The sequence below is a fragment of the Kribbella alba genome (assembly GCF_039529635.1).
GTDB lineage: Bacteria > Actinomycetota > Actinomycetes > Propionibacteriales > Kribbellaceae > Kribbella > Kribbella alba.
Genome location: NZ_BAAANE010000008.1, coordinates 237,465 through 260,363, shown reverse-complemented (window position 1 = coordinate 260,363; position 22,899 = coordinate 237,465). Strand labels below are relative to the sequence as shown.

19 protein-coding genes are annotated in these 22,899 nt (G+C 68.1%); 4 read left to right on the top strand and 15 right to left on the bottom strand.

The features are described from left to right. Positions 1 to 21: 21 nt before the first annotated feature. Positions 22 to 711 carry a haloacid dehalogenase type II gene (locus tag ABD210_RS24500; RefSeq protein ID WP_344114430.1) on the bottom strand — a complete coding sequence of 230 codons (690 nt, stop codon included), beginning with the start codon at positions 709 to 711 and terminating at the stop codon, positions 22 to 24. Between the two features lie 51 nt (positions 712 to 762). Between ABD210_RS24500 and ABD210_RS24495 the strand changes: the two genes are divergently transcribed. Next, the gene (locus tag ABD210_RS24495; RefSeq protein ID WP_344114429.1) at positions 763 to 1,344 is read left to right on the top strand and encodes a TetR/AcrR family transcriptional regulator; all 582 of its coding nucleotides are present in this window, start codon (positions 763 to 765) and stop codon (positions 1,342 to 1,344) included. Between the two features lie 4 nt (positions 1,345 to 1,348). On the opposite strand, the gene ABD210_RS24490 is transcribed toward ABD210_RS24495, so the two are convergent. Beyond that, positions 1,349 to 2,296: a glutathione S-transferase family protein gene (locus ABD210_RS24490; RefSeq protein ID WP_344114428.1), complete on the bottom strand. Its 948-nt coding sequence runs from the start codon at positions 2,294 to 2,296 to the stop codon at positions 1,349 to 1,351. 165 nt (positions 2,297 to 2,461) lie between these two features. On the opposite strand from ABD210_RS24490, the gene ABD210_RS24485 reads away from it, so the two are divergent. Next, positions 2,462 to 3,220, top strand: coding sequence for a GntR family transcriptional regulator (locus tag ABD210_RS24485; RefSeq protein WP_344114427.1), 759 nt, complete (start codon positions 2,462 to 2,464; stop codon positions 3,218 to 3,220). 23 nt (positions 3,221 to 3,243) lie between these two features. Here the strand turns inward: ABD210_RS24485 and ABD210_RS24480 are convergent, their stop codons facing one another. Further along, positions 3,244 to 4,158 (bottom strand): sialidase family protein, encoded by a 915-nt coding sequence (locus ABD210_RS24480; RefSeq protein ID WP_344114426.1) that lies wholly within the window; start codon positions 4,156 to 4,158, stop codon positions 3,244 to 3,246. Between the two features lie 460 nt (positions 4,159 to 4,618). Here ABD210_RS24480 and ABD210_RS24475 point away from each other — a divergent pair, with 460 nt between their 5' ends. Then, entirely contained in the window at positions 4,619 to 6,754 is a 2,136-nt protein-coding gene (locus ABD210_RS24475) for a hypothetical protein (protein WP_344114425.1), read from the top strand. Positions 6,755 to 7,017: 263 nt separating this feature from the next. Here ABD210_RS24475 and ABD210_RS24470 read toward each other — a convergent pair whose 3' ends face one another. From ABD210_RS24470 to ABD210_RS24460, 3 genes are all read right to left on the bottom strand, one after another. Then, positions 7,018 to 7,458, bottom strand: a complete 441-nt coding sequence (locus ABD210_RS24470; RefSeq protein WP_344114424.1) for a hypothetical protein — start codon at positions 7,456 to 7,458, stop codon at positions 7,018 to 7,020. A 141-nt stretch (positions 7,459 to 7,599) separates the two neighbouring features. Next, entirely contained in the window at positions 7,600 to 9,534 is a 1,935-nt protein-coding gene (acs, locus tag ABD210_RS24465) for an acetate--CoA ligase (RefSeq protein WP_344114488.1), read from the bottom strand. A gap of 211 nt (positions 9,535 to 9,745) precedes the next feature. Continuing rightward, complete coding sequence (locus ABD210_RS24460; protein WP_344114423.1) at positions 9,746 to 10,096, bottom strand: winged helix-turn-helix transcriptional regulator; 351 nt, start codon at positions 10,094 to 10,096, stop codon at positions 9,746 to 9,748. Positions 10,097 to 10,186: 90 nt separating this feature from the next. Here ABD210_RS24460 and ABD210_RS24455 point away from each other — a divergent pair, with 90 nt between their 5' ends. Continuing rightward, positions 10,187 to 10,816 (top strand): NAD(P)-dependent oxidoreductase, encoded by a 630-nt coding sequence (locus ABD210_RS24455; RefSeq protein WP_344114422.1) that lies wholly within the window; start codon positions 10,187 to 10,189, stop codon positions 10,814 to 10,816. Between the two features lie 71 nt (positions 10,817 to 10,887). Here the strand turns inward: ABD210_RS24455 and ABD210_RS24450 are convergent, their stop codons facing one another. From ABD210_RS24450 to pseB, 9 genes are all read right to left on the bottom strand, one after another. Further along, positions 10,888 to 14,496, bottom strand: coding sequence for a discoidin domain-containing protein (locus ABD210_RS24450; RefSeq protein ID WP_344114421.1), 3,609 nt, complete (start codon positions 14,494 to 14,496; stop codon positions 10,888 to 10,890). A gap of 221 nt (positions 14,497 to 14,717) precedes the next feature. Then, positions 14,718 to 16,361 carry a solute symporter family protein gene (locus ABD210_RS24445; protein WP_344114487.1) on the bottom strand — a complete coding sequence of 548 codons (1,644 nt, stop codon included), beginning with the start codon at positions 16,359 to 16,361 and terminating at the stop codon, positions 14,718 to 14,720. 5 nt (positions 16,362 to 16,366) lie between these two features. Next, positions 16,367 to 16,708, bottom strand: a complete 342-nt coding sequence (locus tag ABD210_RS24440) for a DUF485 domain-containing protein (RefSeq protein ID WP_344114420.1) — start codon at positions 16,706 to 16,708, stop codon at positions 16,367 to 16,369. A 120-nt stretch (positions 16,709 to 16,828) separates the two neighbouring features. Continuing rightward, the gene (locus ABD210_RS24435) at positions 16,829 to 17,617 is read right to left on the bottom strand and encodes a class I SAM-dependent methyltransferase (RefSeq protein ID WP_344114419.1); all 789 of its coding nucleotides are present in this window, start codon (positions 17,615 to 17,617) and stop codon (positions 16,829 to 16,831) included. 38 nt (positions 17,618 to 17,655) lie between these two features. Then, positions 17,656 to 18,396, bottom strand: a complete 741-nt coding sequence (locus ABD210_RS24430) for a cytidylyltransferase domain-containing protein (RefSeq protein WP_344114418.1) — start codon at positions 18,394 to 18,396, stop codon at positions 17,656 to 17,658. Next, positions 18,393 to 19,229 carry a hypothetical protein gene (locus tag ABD210_RS24425; protein WP_344114417.1) on the bottom strand — a complete coding sequence of 279 codons (837 nt, stop codon included), beginning with the start codon at positions 19,227 to 19,229 and terminating at the stop codon, positions 18,393 to 18,395. Before ABD210_RS24425 ends, ABD210_RS24430 begins: the two co-directional genes overlap by 4 nt. Further along, positions 19,229 to 20,701 carry a hypothetical protein gene (locus ABD210_RS24420; protein WP_344114416.1) on the bottom strand — a complete coding sequence of 491 codons (1,473 nt, stop codon included), beginning with the start codon at positions 20,699 to 20,701 and terminating at the stop codon, positions 19,229 to 19,231. Before ABD210_RS24420 ends, ABD210_RS24425 begins: the two co-directional genes overlap by 1 nt. A 34-nt stretch (positions 20,702 to 20,735) precedes the next feature. After that, positions 20,736 to 21,860 (bottom strand): UDP-4-amino-4,6-dideoxy-N-acetyl-beta-L-altrosamine transaminase, encoded by a 1,125-nt coding sequence (gene pseC, locus ABD210_RS24415; protein WP_344114415.1) that lies wholly within the window; start codon positions 21,858 to 21,860, stop codon positions 20,736 to 20,738. Positions 21,861 to 21,874: 14 nt separating this feature from the next. Next, complete coding sequence (gene pseB / locus ABD210_RS24410) at positions 21,875 to 22,858, bottom strand: UDP-N-acetylglucosamine 4,6-dehydratase (inverting) (protein WP_344114414.1); 984 nt, start codon at positions 22,856 to 22,858, stop codon at positions 21,875 to 21,877. Positions 22,859 to 22,899: the final 41 nt, after the last annotated feature.

The following is a 22,899-nucleotide window of genomic DNA, read 5'->3' as shown; positions in this document are numbered from 1 at the left end:
CACCCAGCACTCTGCCGGAGTCTAGTGGCTCAGCATCGTTTGCACCGCCTCGGCGAGTGCCGTCAGGTCCGGAACCTGCAGGTCCGGCGCCAGGAACGCTTCCGGATACGGCGTGGCGCGCCGGTCGAGGTGGAACCCCTGCAGACCGGCCCGGCGAGCCCCGTCGATGTCCCACGGGTGCACCGCCACCAGGGCCATCCTGTCCACCTCCACACCGCACACCTCAGCGGCGTACTGGTACGCCGCGGGGTGCGGCTTCCAGCGGCCCGGTGCCTCGACGTCGAGGCGGTGCTCGAGCAGCGGCAGCACGCTGGCCTCGGTGAACATCCGCTCGGACATCGCCGCGGCTCCGTTCGTCAGGGTGACGAGTCGCAGGCCCTGGTCGTGCAGTCGCTGGAGACCCGGGGCGACGTCGGGATGGAGGCCGAGCTCGGTGAATCCGGAGAGCACGCCGCCGATCGTCGCTTCCTCCGCGTCGAGGCCCGCGCTGACCAGCATCGACCTCAGTACGTCGCCGCCGATCGTGCGGAAGTTGCCGTACGAACCGGCCGCCGTCAGCGCGAACCCGTCTCGCAGGGTCGCGGCGAACCACTCGTCGAGGCTGTGCCCCGGCAACCCGGCAGTCTCGAAGCGGGCGCGCAGCGGCTCCAGGTCGGACAGGGTTTCGTTCACGTCCAGCACCAGGACCTCGGGGCGTGGGATTGCAGGCATCACGGGTTCTCCCTTATCTTGGACCAGTCGTTCCAAGATAAGGGGCTGTGGATGCCTGATGTCAAACATTTCGACCCGGCCGAGGTGCTGACCGCGGTCGAGCTGATCTTCTGGCGGCAAGGTGTTGCAGCAACCGGGATGCAGGACATCGTGGCCGCGACCGGGCTCAGCCGATCCAGCCTCTACAGCTCCTTCGGCGGCAAGGATGACCTTTATCTAGCGGCGTTGCAGCGGTATCTCGACCGGCGGTCCCGGCCGATGTTCGACGGGCTGGCGGCGGATGGCCGCGGGCTGCCGGCGATCGGGGAATTCTTCGAACGGCTGATCCGGCTGCGCTGCTCGGGTGATCACGCCCGCTGGGGATGCCTGGTGTCGAACGCTCACACCGAAGGCCCGGGGGAGGCTGCTCTGGCCGTGCTCGAGCAGCATCACGCCGGCCTGCGGGGGGCCTTCGCTGCCGCCCTGGAAGTTGCTGATGGCAAGGATCAGCTGAGGTCAGGGGTCGATCTCGACGGGACGGCCGAGATGCTGGTGCTGCTCGCCTATGCGGTCAACCTCCGCTCGCGGTCGGGGGTCGACCCCGCCACGCTGCGTACCGGCGTACGGGCTGCTCTTCAAGCGTTGGCGGGCTGAGCTCTCAGTCGGTCCAGACGCGGGGATCGGGGCCCTTGGGGACGATGCCGGTCGGGTTGATGGTGTCATGGGTGACGTAGTAGTGGCGCTTGATCTGGTCGAAGTCGACGGTCTCGCCGAAGCCGGGGGTCTGGTAGAGCCGACGCGCGTAGGCCCAGAGATTAGGCAGCTCGGTGAGCTTGTTCCGGTTGCACTTGAAGTGCCCGTGGTAGACCGCGTCGAAGCGGACCAGCGTAGTGAACAACCTGATGTCGACCTCGCTGAGGGAGTCCCCGAGCAGATAGTCCCGATCCGCAAGCCGCTTGTCGAGCACGTCGAGCCGCGCGAACAGGGCATCGTACGCCTCCTCATACGCCTCCTGGCTCGTCGCGAACCCGCACTTGTAGACGCCGTTGTTCACGTCCGTGTAGATCTCCGCGATCAGCTGGTCCATCTCCGCGCGCTCGGCCGGGATCAGCCGCGGCGCGTCCGGGCGATGGAAGTCCACCCACTCGGTCGAGAGGTCGAGGGTGATCTGCGGATAGTCGTTGGTGACGACCAGTCCGGACACGGTGTCCACGATCGCCGGCACCGTCACCCGCCCCTGGTACTCCGGGTCGGTGCCGAGGTAGGCCTCGGACAGGTAGCTGATGCCGAGTACGGGGTCCTGGCCGTTCGGGTCGAGGGTGAACCGCCAGCCCTGCTCGTCGCGGATCGGGTCGACGATCGCGAGGCTGATCGCGTCCTCCAGGCCGAGCAGCTTCCGCACGATCACCGCGCGGTGCGCCCACGGACAGGCCAGGCTCACCACCAGCCTGTATCGTCCCGGCTCGACCGGCCACAACCCCTGGTCATCCGGCCCTTCGCCGGGCGCCGACGCGGCGTCGCGGCTGATCCGGCCCGTGAATCTGTTGCCCTGTCGCTTCCATTCACCTGTGGGAGCGCTTTCACCTACGAACTGTGCGCGGGTCATGTCGTCAAAAGTACCGGGGCGAGCAGAATGGTCGGTGGCCGTCCTGGGGATCCGGACAGTAGTGTCGGGTTGAACGGTTCAGTTGTTGGAAACCGACGAAGACAGCAGCGGTACGCGATCCCCGGCAACCGGTTTGCCGGGCACATTCCCAGGGATACTGACCTCATGGCCCGCCCAAGGAACAACCCCGGTGACCTCGCTGAACTCCCCACGGAGCTCCGGAGTGACCGGCCGAAGGGTGACCAGATCCGCGAGATTCTCCAGCGACTGACCCGCAGCTTGTCCGCCGGCACCGTGCTGCCGTCGGAGCGGGTGCTGGCCGAGCGCTTCGGCGTCGCCCGGATGACCGTTCGGCAGGAAGTAGACCGGGTGGTGGCCGATGGCCTGGCCGCTCGCCGACCCGGTGGCGGCACCTTCGTCGCCGAACCCCGGCCGGCGCGAATGCTCACCTCGTCGTTCAGCCAGGACATGCGCGCCCGCGGCATCACGCCCGGTGCCAAGGTCCTCGAGCATCGCGTCGACACCGCCGGCGAAGCCTTGGCCAAAGAGCTCGAGGAGCCCGTCGGCACGCTCGTCCTGCACCTGGTCCGCCTCCGCACGGCTGACGGTGAACCGATGGCGATCGAGCGCACGGCACTGTCCCTGCGGCGCTACCCCGGGCTGGAGGAACTCGACCTGTGCGACGTCTCGCTGTACGACACGCTTGCGTCGCGCTGGGGCGTCAGCCTCGGGATGGTGTCGGCCTCGATCGTCGCGGCCCCGCCAGACCGGGTGGACTCCGAACTCCTCGGCATCGAGCCGACCACGCCGTGCCTGATCATCACCTCGGCACCGCGCACCGCCGCTGGCGAAGTGATCGAGTTCGGTCGCTCCATCTACCGCTCGGACCGCTACGACATCACCGTCACCTACCGCGCCACATGACTTCTTGTTTGCCCTCGCTTTGATCAAGTATCACAAGTGCGCCTACTTCGGCAGCTCCAACTCGAGCCCGTAGTAGCCGCCACCAGACGGGGGGATGTCGAAGGCGGTGGCAAGCAGCTTGCCATCGTGAACCACCGCCGAGGTGAGGCCCTGGCGGCCGGGACCCTTGATCCGGCCTGCCAGGATCTGCCCGACCTGTCGCCTTCGAGAACGACTCCGTCCCAGGAGCCTGTCTCGCTCCCGTCGAACCCGTTGCCCTGCGCCAGCGCGACGATCTTTCCGTTGCCCTTGGCCAACACGTTGTTGTACATGTAGCCGGTTGCGGCCTCGCCGCGGATCGTCGAGGTGCGGAAGGTCTTCCCGCTGTCGGCGGAGTACCAGAATTGCAGGCGCTGGAGCCGGTCGGTGCCGTCTTGCGCGGACACGCCACCGCTGATCACGATCACCTTGCCGATAGCAACGATTCCAGCGGCGTACACGCTTCCGGTGAGAGTGGGCTTCAGACCGATGGCAGGTCCAGCCGTCCGCTGCCACGCGACTCCGTCTGGGGATCGCCAGTACACAAGGTGGTTGGAGCTGCCGCCATTCTTTAGGCTGCTCGTGCCCACCATCGAGAAGCCTTGTGCGGTCGCGGTGATGGCGGTGATCTCATCGCTGGCCGCAAAGGCCTTTCGATCCTTAGGCAGTCGCTTCCAGTTGGCGCCGTCCGGACTGAACCAGATCGCCGGGCCGTCATTCGTACTCCCGGAAGCCACGAACCCGGCGGGACCGGCCGCGATGGCAGTAGCTCCTTCGAATGTGCCGGAGCGAGCCACCGACTCCTGGTCGAGGTCGCGGCGCAGCCACGTGCTCCCACCGTCGTCGCTCGACACGAACAGCGGCCTGCTGACGTTGAAGGATTCATCAAACCCCAACGCCACCAGACGTTGGTCGCGCACAGCGATGTCCTGGAACGCCTGGGGTGTTCGGTCTGCCGGTGGGAACACCTTGTCGGCGGCTTGCGTGGTCCTGGGCACGTCAAAGTCGACGGGCCGCGGCGCACGCGAACTGTTGCCAGGCGGCTGGGCATTGTTGGGCTTGCAACCAGCAACGCTCAACGCGGTTGCCGGCAGCAAGCAAAGGGTGACGACACGGATCCCCGAACGCTTCATGGTCGGAGAGTTTAGGGAGAAATAGCCTGGCGCCGTGGGCCTTCGGCCACTGCCTGTGGACAACTGGCGCCTCGCCTACGAAGGCGGCCACTAGCGACCGTTGTCGTCCACGCCGCCTCGCGAACGGTTTTGACGTATATCCGCTTTTCGAGTGAGGCGGGGTGTGATGTTTTCTCCTTGTGGATAAGGGGAAACGGGACGGTTGCGGGTTTGCTGACGGTCCCCGGCCGGGCGTAGTGTCGAACGCATGTTCGCAGGGGATGTGACCGAGTTGGGTGCGGCCGAGACGCTGGCCGCGGCCCGCGACTGGTACGCCCTGCAGGGCGAGTCCGAGATCAGGGTGCTCCAGCTGGCGCTGCGCTATGCCGACCTGCATCCGGGCCCGGCGAGGGTGCCCGACGACCAGCGGCTGCCGGGCGGCGAGCGTGGCGTTGTGTATGGGGGCGCGGGGTGTCCGGCGGTGGCGGAGTTCGCGGTCGCGGAGTTCGCCGCGGTGCTGGGGGTGACCTCCGAAACGGGCGGCAACTTCATCGGTCAGGCGCTCGCGTTGCGGCATCGGCTGCCGTTGACCTGGGCCCGGGTCGAGGCGGGTCAGGCGACGGGTTGGAAGGCGCGGCTGATCGCGACCGCGTGTCTGGGTCTGTCGGTCGAGGCGGCGGCGCTGGTCGATGCGCGGGTCGCGGGGGTGGTGGACTCGTTGAGCGCGCATCAGGTGAAGACGATCGTCAAGGCCGCGCTCTGGGATGCCGACCCGGCCGCGGCGCGGGCCGCGGCCGAGCAGAAGGCCCGCGAGCGGGGCGCCTGGCCCGGGCAGTCCGACCAGCACGGCACCACCACGCTGTTCGTGAAGGCCGCCAGTGGTGACGTGATCCGGTTCGACGCGACCCTGGGCCAGATCGCCGACGCGCTGGCCGCGTTGGGTGACCCCGACAGCCTGGATCAGCGCCGCGCCAAGGCGCTCGGGATCCTGGCCGACCCGGCCTTCGCCCACGAACTCCTCCAGGTCGCCCAATACCTCGCCACCCGCCACCACCCCACCACCGGTGACGGCGCCCAGACGCCAGCCCCGCCCGCCACCCAGGCCCACACCGATCCACCAGCACCCACCGGAGACCCTGCACCCACCGCAGACCCTGCACCCGCCACCGACGCTGCACCCGCCGCCGACCCGGCAGCCGCCGCAACTCAGGCAGGCGCAGCGGCTCAGGCGCGCGACACGGCCCGGGCAGGCGGCCCGGCACCGGCAGGCGAGGGCACTTCGTCAGGCGAGGCGGCTTTGCCAGGTGATCCGGGAGTCGTGGCAGGCCACGCGCAGCCCGAGGCGCCGGCCACGGACAGCGCGCCGGCAGACGACCCGAGCCACCGGGGCGACTCGGCGCGGGCCGAGGACCCGGCCGCGCGGCCCGCGCCGGCTGAGGACACGACTGCGGTCGACGAGACCACACCGGCTGACGACACCGCCAGGACTGAGAAGACCGCGCCGGTTGAGGACACGACCGTGGCTGGCGCGGCCGGCGCGGCCGGTTGGGCCGGTTGGGCGGGGGCGGTGGAAGCTGATGGTGAGCGGGTTGTCGAGGTGACCCGGGACGGGCAACCGGCTAGTGACTTGTTCCTCGCCGACGAACCCGGCCCGGACACCGAGGCGGACCGGGACGCGCCGCACCCCGGCCACCCGGACCAGCCGCTGGACGCGGCCAGCCGCTACGGGCCCCGCACCGGCCGCGGCAGGGCCGAGCGGATCGTGTGGGGCATGGACGCCGCCGCACGCCAGGACCTGGCCGCGAAACTCGCCGCGATCAAACGAGCCGCCGACACCAACACCAACGGCAGCAGCAGCAGCGGCGGCGGTGGTGGTGGTGGTCGTGGTGGGTCCGGTGGGCGTAGGCCCGGGCGGATCAAGCTGTATGTCCATATCACCGACGAGACCCTGCTCGCCGGTGCAGGCACCGCGCGCGTCGAAGCCTTCGGGCCGGTGTTCGCGGCCAAACTGGCCGAACTGCTGGGCCACGACCGTATCGTCGTCCAGCCGGTGATCGACCTGAACGACCACGTCAGCGTCAACGCCTACGAGATCCCGCACCGGATCAGGGAGCGCGTCAAGCTGACCTACCCGGTCGAGCAGTTCCCCTACGGGACCGGGGAGACCACCACCAGCACCGACCTCGACCACGTCGCCGCGTTCGACCCGACCGGGCCACCGGGACAAACCAGCACCAGCGACCTCCGGCCGCTGCGGCGCTTCAGCCACCGGGTCAAGACCCACGCCGGCTGGACAGTCCGCGCCCTCGACGACCACGCCCTGGAATGGACCACCAAACACGGCTTCAAGTTCCGCGTCGACCACACCGGCACCCACCCCATCACCAACGACGACCAGCCCTGACAGCACGCTGCACGGATAGGACCTAGCCGGCAGGCCCTTCCGACCTGGTGGCCTACTGCAAATTTCCCGCAGACCGATGCGTGCCCAGCGCGAGCACAAGGCCTGGACCGGGTGGCGTCGTGGGTGGTGCTGTCAGGCTCAGGACGACTAGACCGATCACCCGCACCCGGTGATCGGATCAATTGGAGTAGCTGGGGAGCCGGGCAACCGGGCCACTCACGATCGACCGGCAGGGGTTTCCGTGAGCGTCGATGCGCAGCGGCTCAGAGGTGGGTGCTACCTACTCCGAGGGCGAAGGCGGTGCCGGCTAGCGCAAGCATTGTGGTGGCGAGGAGGAGCAGTTGGCGTTGAAGGGCGGGGCGTTCGGTGGTGGTGGCGAAGACTCGGCGGGGCCAGTGGCGCCAGGAGACGTACCAGAAGATAGCCGTTGCTACCAGCAACAGAAGGGCCTTGAGGGCGTGGATCCACCAGCGCTGGTGGTCCAGCAGGAGCAGGATCAGGCCGGTCGCGGCGATCGTCGCGATGAGTCCGAGCACCTTATAACGGTTGCCTGAGGCAATCACAGCGGTGAGGGCTTCGCGCTCCTCCTCGCGCGTCCCGAAGAACCTCCTCAGTTTGGGTTGAACGACGAACAACGAGTACGCCATCCCACCCACCCAGGCCGCAGCCAACCCCGCATGCACGATCGCGATGAGAGCAGTCACCCGTCGATGATGGCAGGCCCCGGGCGCGGCAACGGATCGTGGAGGCGCAACTGTGTTCGGGCACGGCTGCGGTGACGAACGATCGGCCTGTACTCCGTGGGATTCCCGGAGTACAGGCCGATGGGTGAAGGGAGCTGAGGGTCAGTCCTCGTCGGCTTTGCCGGATTCGAGGTTGGTCTTGATCAGGTCCATCACGGTGGAGTCGGCGAGGGTGGTGACGTCGCCGACCTCGCGGTTCTCGGCTACGTCGCGGAGGAGGCGGCGCAGGATCTTGCCGGAGCGGGTCTTCGGGAGTTCGGCGACGACCATGATCTGCCGGGGCTTCGCGATCGGGCCGATCTCCTTGGCGACGTGGTTGCGGAGTTCCTGGACCACGTCGGGGCCGCCGTCGCCGGCCTCCGAGCGCAGGATCACGAACGCCGCGATCGCCTGGCCGGTGGTCGGGTCGGACGCGCCCACGACGGCCGCCTCGGCGACCTTCGGATGGGAGACGAGGGCCGACTCGATCTCGGTGGTCGACAGCCGGTGGCCGGACACGTTCATCACGTCGTCGACGCGGCCGAGCAGCCACAGGTCGCCGTCCTCGTCCTTCTTGGCGCCGTCGCCTGCGAAGTACACGCCTGGCCAACGCGACCAGTACGTCTCCTTGAACCGCTCGTCGTCGCCCCACAGCGTCCGGAGCATGGCGGGCCACGGCTTGGTCAGCACGAGGTAGCCGCCGGAACCGTTCGGCACCGGCTTGCCCGCGTCGTCCACGACCTCGGCGCTGACACCCGGGAGGGCCTTCATCGCCGCACCTGGCTTGCCCGCAGTGACACCGGGCAGCGGCGAGATCATGTGCATGCCGGTCTCGGTCTGCCACCAGGTGTCGACGACCGGAGCCTTGCTGCCGCCGATCACCTCGCGGTACCAGATGTAGGCCTCAGGGTTGATCGGCTCGCCGACGGATCCGATCACGCGCAGGGACGACAGGTCGAACTTCTCCGGGATCTCCTTGCCCCACTTCATGAACGTGCGGATCGCCGTCGGGGCGCAGTACAGGATCGAGACCTTGTACTTCTGTACGATCTCCCACCAGCGGCCCTGGTGCGGGGTGTCCGGGGTGCCTTCGTAGAGCACGGAGGTGGTCGCGTTGGCCAGCGCGCCGTACACGATGTAGCTGTGGCCGGTGACCCAGCCGATGTCGGCGGCGGTCCAGTAGACGTCGGTGTCGGCCTTGAGGTCGAAGACCGCCCACTGGGTGTACGACGTGCCCACCAGGTAGCCGCCGGTCGTGTGCAGGATGCCCTTGGGCTTGCCGGTGGTGCCGGAGGTGTACATCACATACAGCGGGTGCTCCGCGTCGAACGCTTCCGGCGTGTGCTCGGGCGACTGCTTGGCGACGAACTCGTCCCACCACAGGTCGCGGCCCTCGACCATGTTGGTGTCCTGGCCCGTACGCCGTACTACGAGTACGTTCCGGACGTTGGGGGTGTCCTCCAGCGCGGCATCGACGGCCGGCTTCAAGGCGGCCGGGGCTCCGCGGCGGTAGCCACCGTCGGAGGTGATCACCACCTGTGCGTCGCAGTCTATGATCCGGCCCTTCAGCGCGTCCGCGGAGAATCCGCCGAACACAACCGTGTGGGGTGCGCCGATCCGGGCGCAGGCGAGCATCGCCACCACGGTCTCCGGGATCATCGGCATGTAGATCGCGACCCGGTCACCCGCCTTGACGTTCAGCTCGAGCAGCGCGTTCGCCGCCTTGCTGACCTCGTCCTTCAACTGCGCGTAGGTGATCTCGCGGGTGTCGCCGGGCTCGCCCTCGAAGTAGTACGCGACCTTCTCGCCGAGGCCGTTCTCGACGTGCCGGTCGACACAGTTGTACGCCGCGTTCAGCTTGCCGTCGGCGTACCACTTGGCGAACGGAGCATTGCTCCAGTCGAGCGTCTCGGTGGGTTCGACGGCCCAGGTCAGGCGCTTGGCCTGCTCGGCCCAGAACCCCTCGAAATCGGCCTGGGCCGCCTCGTACGCGTCCGCCTTGACGTTGGCGTTCGCGGCGAGCTCCGCAGGCGGCTCGAAGCGGCGTTCCTCGTGCATCAGGTTCGACAGGGCCTCGGACTGGGGGGACTCGGAACTGGTCACGTCACGGACTCCTCGTTGAAAGCTGTCGGTGCGCCGGGAGCGCGCCCGGTCCCCTTTCTACCAATGCCGGACCAGCCGTGGTACTGGTGCGTCGCCCAGACGCCTCCGATCTGCGCCGAACGGGCACCAAAGTGAACCGGCTCACACCAGGAAATTCAGCGCCGCGTCAGGCTTCGCGGGCGTCGAGGAGTTCGTCCCAGTGGGCGGCGGTCCATTCGCAGACCACCCGCATCGGTCCGAGCATGCTTCGGCCGAGCGGCGTCAACTCGTAGACGACCTGGCGCACCGGTACGGCGTACTCGCTGCGCCGGACCAGGCCGTCCCGCTCCAGCGAGCGCAGCGACTGCGTCAGCACCTTCGGGGTGACGCGGTGCAGCGGCACCCGCAGCTCGGAGAAGCGGCGCGGGCCGTCCTCCAGACAGCGGATCACCAGGCCGGCCCACTTGTCGCCGAACCGGATCGGCATCAACGACGACGGGCAGATCTCCTCGAACATGTCCGCGCGCAACGGCTCCATCAGGCCAGCGTAGCGAGTATCCGATCGGTAACCGGCCCGCGTTCTACGGTCGCCGACGACAACATCGCTGACGAAACAAGGAGACTGTCGATGAATAAGGTCCTGGTCTTCGGCGCGGGAGGCCGCGCGGGCCGAGCAGCCGTCGAGGAAGCCCTCAGCCGGGGTCACGACGTCACCGCCGCGGTCCGAGACCCCAACCAGTACGCCGACCTGCCGCCCGGCGCGAAGGTGATTGCCGCGGATGTGACGTTGCCGGCGGATGTTGCCCGGTTGGCAGGGGAGCACGACGCGCTGATCGCGGCGGTCTATGACGGCGGTACGGACCCCGCGGACTTCTTCGTAAAGGCTGCCCGGGCACTCAGCGAGGGCGCGGGGAAAGCTCGCCTCGTGTGGGTGGGCCTCGCGTCGATCGTCGAGGCCGAGCCGGGTGTTCTGTTGATGGATACGCCGGGCTATCCGCAGGAGTTCCGGGCCTTCTATCTCGCGCATGAGGCTGCCGCTGAGATCTTCGCGGAATCCGCACTCGACTGGGTGTCGATCGCGCCGGCCGGGGATTTCGATCACGAGCACCCGGTTCGGACCGGCGGCTACCAGGTCATCCGGGCCGACTCGGCGAGCCGGATCTCCTATGCCGATCTCGCGATCGCCCTCCTGGACGAGATCGACGACCCCCGCCACCATCGAACCCGGATCGGTGTCGCGCGCACTCGCAGTACATGAGGCTGCTGTCGAAAGCGGAACGGCCGCCGCAGGGTTGGGACCTGTCGGCGGCCGTTGCGCTTCCTCGGGGGCTAGTTGCGGTTGAGGGTGAAGGTTGTGGTGGTGTTGCGGATATCGGTGGCGTTGTTGGAGAGGGTCAGGTTGTTGAAGGTGGCGGACCCGACGGCCGGGCCCTGGCCGGGTTCGGGGAGTTCGTTGGCCCAGATGCCGAAGCCGGACTTGGCGTCGAAGGCGTCACCGCTCTTGCGGGCGCCGGAGATGGTGATGTTGGTGAATACCGTGTCGGCGACCGGGAACTGCGGCTGTCCGCCGGAGTAGTTGGTCTGGAACATGATCCCGCTGTAGGTCGGGTCCACGATGTCGACATCACTCACCCTGATGCCCTGGAAGATCTTCGAGGCCGAGAAGATCCAGATCCCGGGGAACGTCTGGCTTCCCCAGAAGTGCCCGCCGGCCCGGACGACGGAGACGTTCTGGAACTGCGTCGGCGGGGTGGCGCCGAAACCGTTCATCGGGATGCCGAAGTCGAGCGAGCTGATCGTGATGCCGGAGTACACCAGGGTGTCCGCGACGTACAGGTTGCGGAAGATGTTGTTGGTGCCGCCGTACACCGCGAAGCCGGCCGCCCGCCAGGTCAGCGTGGTCGAGAGGTTCTCGAAGACGTTGTCCTGGACCTGGCCACCACCGCTGTCGGTGGCGTTGAAGAGCGCGAAGCTGTCGTCACCGGTGGCCCGCGCGTCGTTGTTGCTGACCAGGTTGCCGGACGAGCCGTTGGTCATGTTGATGCCGTCCGCGAACATGTCGCGGATCCGCGAGTTCTTGATGGTGGAGTTGTCGGTGTTCGCACCCCAGTACAGGCACACCATGTGCTCGACCCAGATGTTGTCGATCGTCATGTTCTGGGTGTTGGAGAAGTCGAACACCTTGCCGGGGCCGTCGATCCGGGACGTGTAGTTGCCGAAGTAGGCGAAGCCGGTGAACGAGGAGCCGTTGGCCGACGCCTCCGACCGGAACCCGACGTCGGTGTTGTCCTGGGTCGCCGGTGCGCGGAACCTGGTGTACCAAGGCCCGGCGCCGACCACCTTGACCGCCTTGCCGTAGACCTGGAACTTGCTCGAGGTCTGGTAGTCGCCCGGCGGCAGGTAGACGCCGACGAGGGTGCCGGTGGTGTCCATCCGGACCCGGTCGAGCGCGTTCTGCACGTCCTGCTGGGTGAAGCCGGTCGCCGCGGTGTACCCCGCACCGGGGTTGGCGATTGGTGCGACCTGCTCGGTGTCGACGAAGTCGATCGCGTAGTTGGTGGTGTTGGCGGGATCCTTCTGCAGCTTGATCTTCGTGCCGGCCGGGAAGGTCCCGTCGAGCATGATGTTCGCCTCGTCGTAGATGTGCCGCGGTCCGCCTGCGCCGGGCGAGTTCCCCGGGCCGGCCTCCGCGCCGTACAGCCAGGCGTACTTCGAGGTGAGCGGCAGCGCCTTGTGGAAGGTGCCGTTGACGTAGACGTTGATGGTGGAGTCGGTCCCGCCGCCGCCGGAGGAGTCCGGGATGGAGAAGCGGGTGACGAGCGTGTTGGTGCTCGCCCGGGTGGTGAACTCGACGAACGAGCCGTTCGCGTTCAGCGTGACCGCGCGCCGGCCGGAGGCTTCACCGGCGAGGTCGCCGATGGTCCGGTTCGGGCCCACCACCTGCGCGCCACCACCGACGGCCGCATCCTCGGCCTCGAGGTGGTCGTAGGGCATGTTCGCGCCGCGACCCACGAACAGCGGCCGCTCGCTGGTGTTGTTGGTGCGCTTGACCGGGAGTTCGTTCGCGTCGTCGGCCAGCACTACGCGGACCGTGTAGCGACCGTTCACGGCCGGCCAGGTGCCGAGGTTGACCGCCGGAGTGGTGGCCCCCGCGGCGATGGCTCCGGAGTACGAGCCGGTCAGAGTCCGTACGACGGTGCTGCCGCTCAGCAGCGTGAGCGTGATGTTGTGTGCGCCCGAGGCGGACGCGACGCTGCCCTGGTTCTTGATCGCGACGGAGAAGGTCACGGTGTTGCCGGCCGCGGGGTTGCCCGGGGTCCAGCTCACCGCCGATGCGATCAGGTCGGAGCTCGCCACCGGCGTGACCACCAGTGGGCCGGCGCTGTTGGCGGTGTTGTTCGCGTCGTTCTGCTCGATGATCGTGTTCGCCTCGTCCACCTTCGCGCTGACCGGGTAGCTGCCCGCGTCGCGTGCGCCGATCGACGCCGTCACGGTGGCGGAGGCACCTGCCGCGAGAGCACCGACTGCCGCAGTACCGACCTTGGTGGTGCCGAGGTAGAAGTTGACGTCGGACGCCGCCGAGCCCGCAGTACCGCTGTTGTTGACCGTGGCGCGCAGGGTGATCGCGTCGGTCTCGACGGGTGAGGCCGGGGTCCAGGACACGTTCGAGACGGTGAGGTCCGGGTTCGGGGCGGGTACGCCCATCACCTGGAGCTCGGCGACCTGACCGGCCGGTGCGCCGGTGTTCGCGGTGAAGTTGAGCCGTACGTCGGCCACCCGCGCGCTGACAGGGATCGTCACGGTGTTGCCGGTGGACGGGCTGAAGTTGTACGCCGCGGAAGCGACGATCGTGGTGAAGCCTGTCGCGCTCTGCTCGCGGCCCAGGATCGAGAACGTCTGGGTGCGGTTGCCCCACGCCGAGTCAGGGTTGAGCCGGACCACGATCGAGCTGAGGTCCGCGTTCGCGCCGAGCTGAGTGGTCAGCGTGGCCGGGTTGGCGTTGCCTTCCCAGTAGGTCGTCACGTTGTCGTCGTTCGCGTTGGTCGCGACGAAGGTGAAGACGGAGCCGGACGCGGTGATCGGCTTGCGGAGGGCGAGGTTGCTGCCGGGGGCGGTGCTCCCGCTTCGGGTGACCGTGTTGCTGTTCGGGGACTGGTTGCCGACGGCATCTTTTGCCCGGACGAAGTAGCTGACCGAGCTGCCGGACGGCTGGTTGTCGGTGTAGGTGAGCACGTTGCCGGCGACGCTGGTCCGGAGCACACCGTTCGCGTACACGTCGTACCCGGTGACTCCGACGTTGTCCGTGGAGGCATTCCAGGTGAGCCGGATCTGGCCGGCGCCGGGCTCGGTGAAGGCCAGGCTGCCCGGGGCGGTGGGAGCCTGGGTGTCACCGGTGGCCGGACCGTAGACCTCGAGCTCGGACAGTTGACCCGCGGGCCAGGCCGAGTTGGCGGTGATCAGGATCCGGATGTACCGCAGGGTGGAGGCGCCGTAGTCGATCGTCGCGGTGTTGGTCGGGGTGTTGAACGCCCGCGATGCGGAGGCGGAGAGGTCGTTGAAGGTCTGGCCGTCGGTGCTGCCCTGGACCGCGAGGGTCTGGTTGCGGGATCCCCAGCCGGAGGTCGGCAGCTTGAGCACGACCTGGTTGGTGCTCACCGAGGAGCCGAGGTCGACCTGGACCCACTGGGGGAAGGCGTTGTTGGCGCTCTCCCAGTAGGTGCCCTGGTTGCCGTCGGTCACGTTCGAGGCGACGTAGGTCTGCGTCGTGCTGCTCGCGCTGGCGGGCTTGCCGGCGGCGAGGTTGGGCCCGGCCAGGACGGCGGCAGCCGCGGTGGTTCCGGGGACCCGGGCCGCCTGGAGCATCGGGCCGGCGGACAACAGCAGACTGCTCGCGAGCATCGCGGCCAGCAGCCGCCACTTTCGGGTTCTCGTTCTCATGGCATCCGGGGCCTCTCCTGATTGGGCGGGGGTGGTGAAGGCGCAAGGGATCGAGCTGCCAAGAAATTGCACGGATCCTCTGAAAGTTACTTCGATTTTGCCAAGTTCTTGCGCAGCGCTGGCTTATTGTTACGGCAGTGCTACGGAGACGTCAACGGCTCGCGCACGCCAAAAAGCCCGGCGCGCGATCGCGCCGGGCCTTGGCTGGAGTTTGCGAGGGGTCAGTGCTTGGCGGGGCCTTCCGCGCCGGCGCCGGTGAGGGCTCGGACGAGGAGTTCGTTGTAGCGCTTCTCGCTGGTCCTGTCGCGGCCCAGGTAGGTGCCGATCACGCCGAGGAGGAAGCCGAGCGGGATCGAGATGATGCCCGGGTTCGACAGCGGGAACCAGGCGAAGTCGGCGCCGGTGATCATCGACGTCGGCTTGCCCGACACCACCGGCGAGAAGATCACCAGCACGACGGCAGAGATCAGGCCGCCATAGATGCTCCAGACCGCGCCGGTCGTGTTGAACTTCCGCCAGAACAGGTTGAACAGCAGCGCCGGAAGGTTCGCCGAGGCCGCCACCGCGAACGCGAGGGCGACCAGGAACGCGATGTTCAGCTTCTGCGCCGGGATCGCCAGCCCGATAGCGACCGCGCCGATGCCGATCGCCGCGAACCGGGCCACCCGGATCTCGTTCTTCTCGGTGACCTTGCCCTTGGCGATGACGTTCACGTACAGGTCGTGCGCGAACGACGATGCCGACGTCAGCGTCAGCCCGGCGACCACCGCGAGGATGGTCGCGAAGGCCACGGCAGCGATCAGTGCGAGCAGAATCGCGCCACCGACGGAGTTGGCACCACCGCCGACCACCTCGGCCAGCAGGACGGACGCGGTGTTGCCCTTCGAGGCGGCCACCGCGCTGTCCTTACCGGTGTCCAGCAAGGCGGCTGCGCCGAAACCGAGTGCCAGCGTCATCAGGTAGAAGGCGCCGATCAGCCCGATCGCCCACTGCACGGACCGCCGCGCCGAGCGGGAGTCCGGGACCGTGTAGAAGCGGATCAGGATGTGCGGCAGACCCGCAGTACCGAGGACGAGTGCGAGGCCGAGCGACAGGAAGTCGATCTGGCCGGTGAGGTCCTTGCCGTAGAGCAGGCCCGGCTGCAGGAACGCTTCGCCCTTGCCGGACTTGTCAGCTGCGGCGCCGAGCAGTTCCGACGGGTTGAAGTGGAACTTCAGCAGCACCAGGAACGTGATCAGCAACGTGCCGCTCATCAGCAGCACGGCCTTGACGATCTGCACCCAGGTGGTGCCCCTCATACCGCCGATCGTCACGTAGATGATCATCAGCGCGCCGACCAGGATGATGACGCCGGCCTTCAGGCCCCCGCCCTTGACCCCGAGCAGCAAGCCGACCAGCGTCCCCGCGCCGACCATCTGGGCCAGCAGGTAGAAGATCGACACCACGATCGTCGACGTCGCGGCCGCGGTCCGGACCGGCCGCTGCTTCATCCGGAAGGCGAGCTGGTCGGCCATCGTGAACCGGCCCGAGTTGCGCAGCAGTTCCGCGACCAGCAGCAGGGCGACCAGCCAGGCGACCAGGAAGCCGATCGAGTAGAGGAAGCCGTCGTAGCCGTAGAGCGCGATCTGGCCGGAGATGCCCAGGAACGACGCCGCGGACATGTAGTCGCCGGCGACCGCGAGCCCGTTCTGGGCGCCGCTGAAGGACCGTCCGCCGGCGTAGTAGTCCGCCGTGGTCTTGTTCTGCCGCGATGCCCACCAGGTGATGTAGAGGGTGACGGCAACGACCGCGGTGAACAGCGAGATGGTGAGGGCCTGGTTGCCCGGCTCGGCGTCGGCCAGCGGGACTAGCAACGGGGTGCTCAGCTGTGTCACCGTCGGCGCTCCCTCTTGTACTTGGCGTTCAGCCCGGCCGCCAGCGGGTCGAGCTTGCGATTCGCGTACCGGCCGTAGATGGCGGCGATCACGAAGGTGGAGACGAACTGCAGCAGCCCGAAGATCAGCGCCACGTTGACGTGCCCGATCACCTTGTGACTCATGAAGCCGCGAGCCCAGTTGTTGCAGGCGACGTACGCGAGGTACCAGGTCATGAACGCGATCGTCCACGGCACCACGAAGTTCTTGTACCGGCGCCTGAGCTCCTGGAAGTCCCTCGCCTGGTACACCGCCTCATAGGCACGAGCCTCTCGCTCCTGCACGGCATCCTCTTCCATCTGCACCCCTCAGTTCGGAACGCGATCCAGATGGACCCTAGCGTTTCGTTGCCTCGATGTAACCGAAGGCGACCACAACATTTCGGCCGCAATAGCCTGACACCAGCCTGAGAGGCAGGCTCAGAGCGGTGGGGCGAGCGGGGCGTCCAGCTCGCGGGGGCGGGTGCGGTAGCAAGTCGTCCGGTACGGCATCCGCAGTGGCTCGGGTGGTCGCGCGGTTCCGTCGTAGATCGCGTCGATCTGGTCGAGCACCGATTCCCGCCGCGACTCGGTCAGTACTGCGACCCGCGAGTGCGACTGGGCCAGTTGCCTGAGGCCCGTCCGGTCCAGGTCGTGCCAGTGCCGGAACCGCGCGGTCTCCACCATCGAGAACAGGTCCGACTGCACCAGGATCGGCATCGGGTCGAACTGGTCGCCCCCGGCCAGGAAGTCCTCGCCCATCATGGCCCGGTGCAACCGCCGGACCCACGGGACCACCGTGTCGTAGTTGTTCCAGAGCAACCCCAGTACGCCGTGCGGCCGCAGTACGCGGGCTATCTCGGGCAGGGCGCGGGCGTGGTCGAACCAATGGAAGGCCTGCCCCACGATCACCGCATCCACCGAGGCGTGCGCCAGCGGAATCGACTCCGCCGCCCCGACCATCGTGTCGACCCGGGGAACCCGGCGGCGGCACAGCGACAGCATCTCCTCGGACGGATCGACCGCCACCACGTCGTGCCCGAGGGCGGCGGCCACCGCCGCGAGCTTGCCGGTGCCTGCCCCGAGATCGAGGATCTGCAGCCGGCCCGGACCGAGGATCCAGGTCAGCGCGTCGGCAGGAAACGTCGGCCGGCCCGCGTCGTACGCGGCGGCGACGGCGCCGAAGGAGTGCGCGCGCCCTGCCTCAGGACCTGAGTCATCGGTGGTCATCACCCCAAATCATGCCGTAGCCACGGCCCGCCGGGGCGTTACTCGCCGAGCTTCTTCTGCTCGATGTGCTCGTTGAGCGCGTGCAGCTCGGGGTGCTTGTCCATGATCGCGACCAGATCGGCGATATTCAGCGCGGCCCCGTCGAAGTCCTCGATCAGCCGGGTCAGCAGCTCGCGGTCGTCCGCGGTGTCCAGCGTCAGCCTGTACTTCGAGGCGTCGGGCGCCGGCGAATCGGTCCACGGCAGGTTCACCAGCCGCATGTCGCCGGTCCGGTTCTGGTGCAGGTAGGACGTCACGTGCTCGCGATCGGCAGGCAGGGTGGCGTCGGCGTCGGCCTTCAGCAGCCGGGCGCCCGAGAAGATCTCGTAATCCATCCCGCGCGGGTAGGTCCGCTCCAGGCAGTTCGACACGTAGAGGTTCTCGTCAGCCTCGGCGCGGAACCGATCGACGCCCGCGGCAACGACCTGCGGGTCGATCAGCGGGCAGTCGGAGGTGACCCGGACGACGCCGTCCAGCTCGTGTTCGCGGATCGCGCCCGCGAACCGGTTGAGCACGTCCAGTTCGCTGCCCCGGAACACCCCCAACCCGAGCCGGTCCGCGAGCTCGACGATCGGCTCGTCGTCGATGTTCGTGGTGGTCGCCACGATCACCGGCAGCCCGGTCGCCTGCAGGTGGTCGAGGTGGTGCTGGAGGAAGGTGCGACCGCCGGCGGTCAGCAGCACCTTGGCGGGCAGCCTGGTGCTGGTCGCCCGGGCCTGGGTGATGATGCCGATCTTCATGACGCAACCTTTCCAGAATTCCAGCGGAACAGCTCGCGGATCTCCGCCGGGCACGCCAGGTGCTCGACGCCGAGCTCGGTGTCGGTGAACTCCCGCGCCTGGTCCAACGGCACGTAGGCCTGGTTCAGCTCCGGCCACATCCGCTTGATCCGGGCCTGACCACCGAATGACGGGTGCTCGTTCTCCAGCAGCATGGGATCGCCGTACACCCCCGGCTGCAGGCCGAGCGAGGCGCCGTACAGCACTGCGGAGCTGAGCCGGTTCGAGGCGACCCGGCGGTGTCTGCGGACCTCGCGGAGCTGCTTGAGCAGGAAGTCCCCGTCGGTCTTGCGCCAGTGCAGCCCGCGGTACCCGTGTGTGATGACCCGGAAGCCGGCGTTCTCGTAGACCTGCCGGATCGCCGGGTTCTCGAACTCGTTCCAGTACAGGCAGACCGTGATCGGGCCGGTCTCGTGCTCGTTGATCGAGGCAACGATCCGGCCGTGGTCGCCGAGCACGTTCTGGCCTTCCCAGCCGTGGAACGGGTAGAAGATGGTGCCGGCGGCATCTTCCGCGGGCTTGGCGAGCTCCGGGTAGAGCTCGAGCAGGTAGAGCCAGGCCGCGCCGATCACCGAGTAGTTGCGCAGCCCCATCGACCAGCCGCGCCGGCGGACACTGTCGGACCAGACGAACTTGGGCATCCCGGCGACGAACGCGGTGTTGTACGCGAACCCGTCCAGGATGTTCCAGCCGTGCTGGAGGTAGCCCCAGATCCGTGGCGCCTCGCCCGTCCCGAGCCCGGCGTACCTGGACATGATGTGCGCATGGCCGTAGAAGTGGTTGGCGTGGTGCATCAGCGCCTCCGGACCCGCTTCACCACGACGCGCGCGGGGTTCAGGACTGCCTGGCCGATCCGGTACGGCCGCGACCGGCGGATCCCGTCCAGCTGGCTCTCGAACCACGACGCCTGGGTATTCGCGTCGGCCAGCTCCTGCGAGAGCCGCGCGATCGTGGCGACCTGCTCGGCATACCCGACCGGCTGGATCGGCTCGTTGCCGCCGGCAACGGAGGCCCAAAGCTCCTCTGTCACAGTGATTCCGGCCATCGAGGCCAGCAGTGCCGTCAGATCGCGCGCACTTCCACCGACCGCCCAGGGCTCCCGCGAACCCGCCTCCAGCGACCGCCGCACGAACCGCGCCAACTGCCCGACCACCAGCGCCTCGCCTGTGCCCCCGACAACGACTCCGCCGCCGGCGAACACCTTGTACGACGTACCGTCGACGAGCAGGTTGTCGGCAGAAGCGACCGCCGCGACCTTGGCATCCTGCTCCAGCAGCCAGGAGACATAGCCAGGCACCGTACGGCGGAGCGCGGCCTGGTCGTCGATCTTCAGGGCAGCCAGCAGGGACTCCTCCAGCAGCACGCCGGGGCCCGCAGGCACCGCGTCGGCCGGGAACACCGACGGCAACTCGGCAGCACCAACGACGAAGTACCAGCCGGGAGCGAGTTCAGCACCGAGTCCCGCGGCAAACGCGTCCTGCACGACGCGGTACGGGTCCATCAGCGTCGGGCTCGCGTAGCGCTCGGCGACTGCCCGGGCGGCGACCGCACCGGCGAGAGGTCCAGCCGTGTCCGCCAGAGCGACAGCCGGCTCGATCAGCGACGGGTAGACCGCGTAGACAGTGCCGCCGACGATCGCGTGAACCGCCTTCAGCCCGGCAGGAGCTTCCACGCTGCCTGCGATATCCCGCGGCCACGCCTCATCCCGGGGAACGGTGGCTGTCACGTCCGGTTGGATCAACCGCTCCACGCCGAAGGAGTTCTCGGCGGCGACCAGCAGGCGACCCTCCGGAGCCAGCCGGGCCTTCAATACGGCGAGTGCGTCGGTCCAGGTCAGGACGGGAGTGTCCGGGCCGACCAGCCGTGGCAGCCCGTCGAGCGCCACGACCACGTCGTACGAGCTCTCGCCGTGTTCGGAGCCGAAGCGGTCGAGGGATCCGCAGAAGACCCGCACCGGGTGTCCCTCGAGCTGATCGGCGATCTCCTCGGCGTCGGGCGCCGAGCGGACCAGCACGTCGACCGAGGTGACCTGGCCGGCCAGGTGCGCGAGCAGTTCGATGGAGTGCGGACCGGCCACCAGCACGGAGTCCGCCGGCGTCAGGACAGCGTCCAGCAGCGCGGCGGGAGCGGGACCGTCGATCGCCGGGCGGCCGTCCTCGGGATGCAGGTCGGACCAGTTGAGCATCTCCCCGGCGATCATCACGGACCGTGCCAGCGGCTCGCTGTCAGCTGATCCAGGGCCTTCCGAGGAACGATCAGGTGTCACAGTGGTCAATTCTCTGACTTCCTACAGCTCGGGTTCAGGAGACCAGTTTGGTCAGCGTCTCGATCACGCGGTCGACATCCGCGTCGGTCAGGTCCGGGAACATCGGCAGCGAGATCTCCTCGCGGTAGAACTGCTCCGCGTTCGGGCACATGCCGCGCTGGTAGCCCTGGTTCGCGAACACCGGGTGCCAGTAGACCGGGATGTAGTTGACCTGGACGCCGATACCGGCTGCGCGCAGGCCGTCGAACACCTCGCGCCGGCGGCCGCCCAGGACGCGCACGGGGTAGAGGTGCCAGGCCGGGTCGACGTCCTCGCGCTGGGCCGGCGTCCGGAGACCGTCGACACCTTTCAGCGCCTCGTTGTAGCGCGCGGTGATCTCGGTCCGGCGCTTCTTGAACTCGGCCAGCCGCTTCAGCTGCGACAGCCCGAGCGCGCAGGCGACATCGGTGAGCCGGTAGTTCAGGCCGTACTCGTGCACCTCCTGGTGCCACGGGCCCTCGCCGGTGATCTCGAACCGCTCCGGGTCCCGGACCAGGCCGATGAAGTGGTACTCGTGCACCTTCTGCCCGATCGCCGGGTCCTTGGCGACGACCGCGCCGCCCTCGCCCGTGGTCAGGTTCTTGGTCGGGAAGAACGACAGCGTGGTCACGTCGGCGAGGTCGCCGACAGGCCGGCCGCGGTAGGTGCCGCCGACCGAGTGCGCCGCGTCGTCCAGCGTCTTCGCGCCGATCCGGTCCGCGATGGGCTGCAGCGCGTCGTAGTCCGCGGCGTGCCCGGCGTAGTCGACCGCCGCGATCACCTTGGTGCGATCCGTCACAGCAGCCTCGACGGCCGCCGGGTCGATCAGCGCGGTGTCGTCCTCGACATCCGCGAACACGATCTTCGCGCCGAGGATCGCGGCGCAGGACGCCGTCGCGACGAACGTCATCGGCGTGGTGACGACCTCGTCACCCGGGCCGACGCCGAGCCCGGCGTACGCCATGTGCAGCGCGGCGGTGCCCGACGTGCAGCTGACCGCGCGGTGGCCGCCGGTCAGCTCGGAGATCGCGTTCTCGAACGCGGTCACGGTCGGGCCGGTGGTCAGCCAGTCACCGCGCAGGATCGCGGTGACCGCTTCGATGTCTTCTTCTGAGATTGACTGACGTCCGTAGGGCAGCACTGTTCAGACCCCGATCAGACGTCACTCTCGAGGATCTTGGTGATCTCCTCGATCGAGTACCACTGGTCGTTGTTGTCCGAGGTGTAGTGGAAGCCGTCGGCCACCGGGACCCCGTTCGCAGGCGGGGTGTAACCCCACGTCGCCAGGTCGGGCTGCAGCACGTAGCGGTCGCCGATAGCCAGCGCGCGGCGGCCCTCCTCCGGGCTGATCATCTCCTCGTGCAGCTTCTCGCCCGGGCGCAGCCCCATGTCGTGCATCTTCGCGCCCGGCGCGATCGCCTGGGCCAGGTCGGTGATCTTCATCGACGGGATCCGCGGCACGTACAGCTCGCCGCCCATCATCTGCTCGAACGAGTCGACCACGAACTGGACCGCCTCGGGCAGCGTGATCAGGAAACGGGTGCAGCGCAGGTCGGTGATCGGCAGCGACTGGCCGGCCTCGTGCAGCGCGCGGAACTTCGGGATGATCGAGCCGCGGCTGCCCATCACGTTGCCGTAGCGGACCACGCAGAAGCGGGTGTCGTACGCCGCGGCGTAGTGGTTGCCGGTGATGAAGAGCTTGTCGGCGGTCAGCTTGGTCGCGCCGTACAGGTTGATCGGGCTGGAGGCCTTGTCGGTGGACAGCGCGACGACCTTCTTCACGCCCGAGTCGATGCTCGCCTCGATCACGTTCTGCGAACCGACCACGTTGGTCTGGACGAACTCCCACGGGTTGTACTCCGCGGTGTCGACCTGCTTCAGCGCGGCCGCGTGCACCACGTAGTCGACCTTGTGCATGGCGCGGTTGAGCCGGGCGCGGTCGCGGATGTCGCCGATGAAGAAGCGCAGCCGGGGGTCGTCGCCGAACAGCTGGCGGACCTCCCACTGCTTCAGCTCGTCGCGGCTGAAGATGATGATCCGGCGCGGGTCCAGGTTGTCCAGTGCGTAGCGGATGAACGCCTTGCCGAAGGAGCCGGTGCCTCCGGTGACGAGGATGTCGGAGCCGGTGAGGATGGACACGTCGAGTAGGACCCTTCTGAGGGGACAGTTCCGGACAGCGC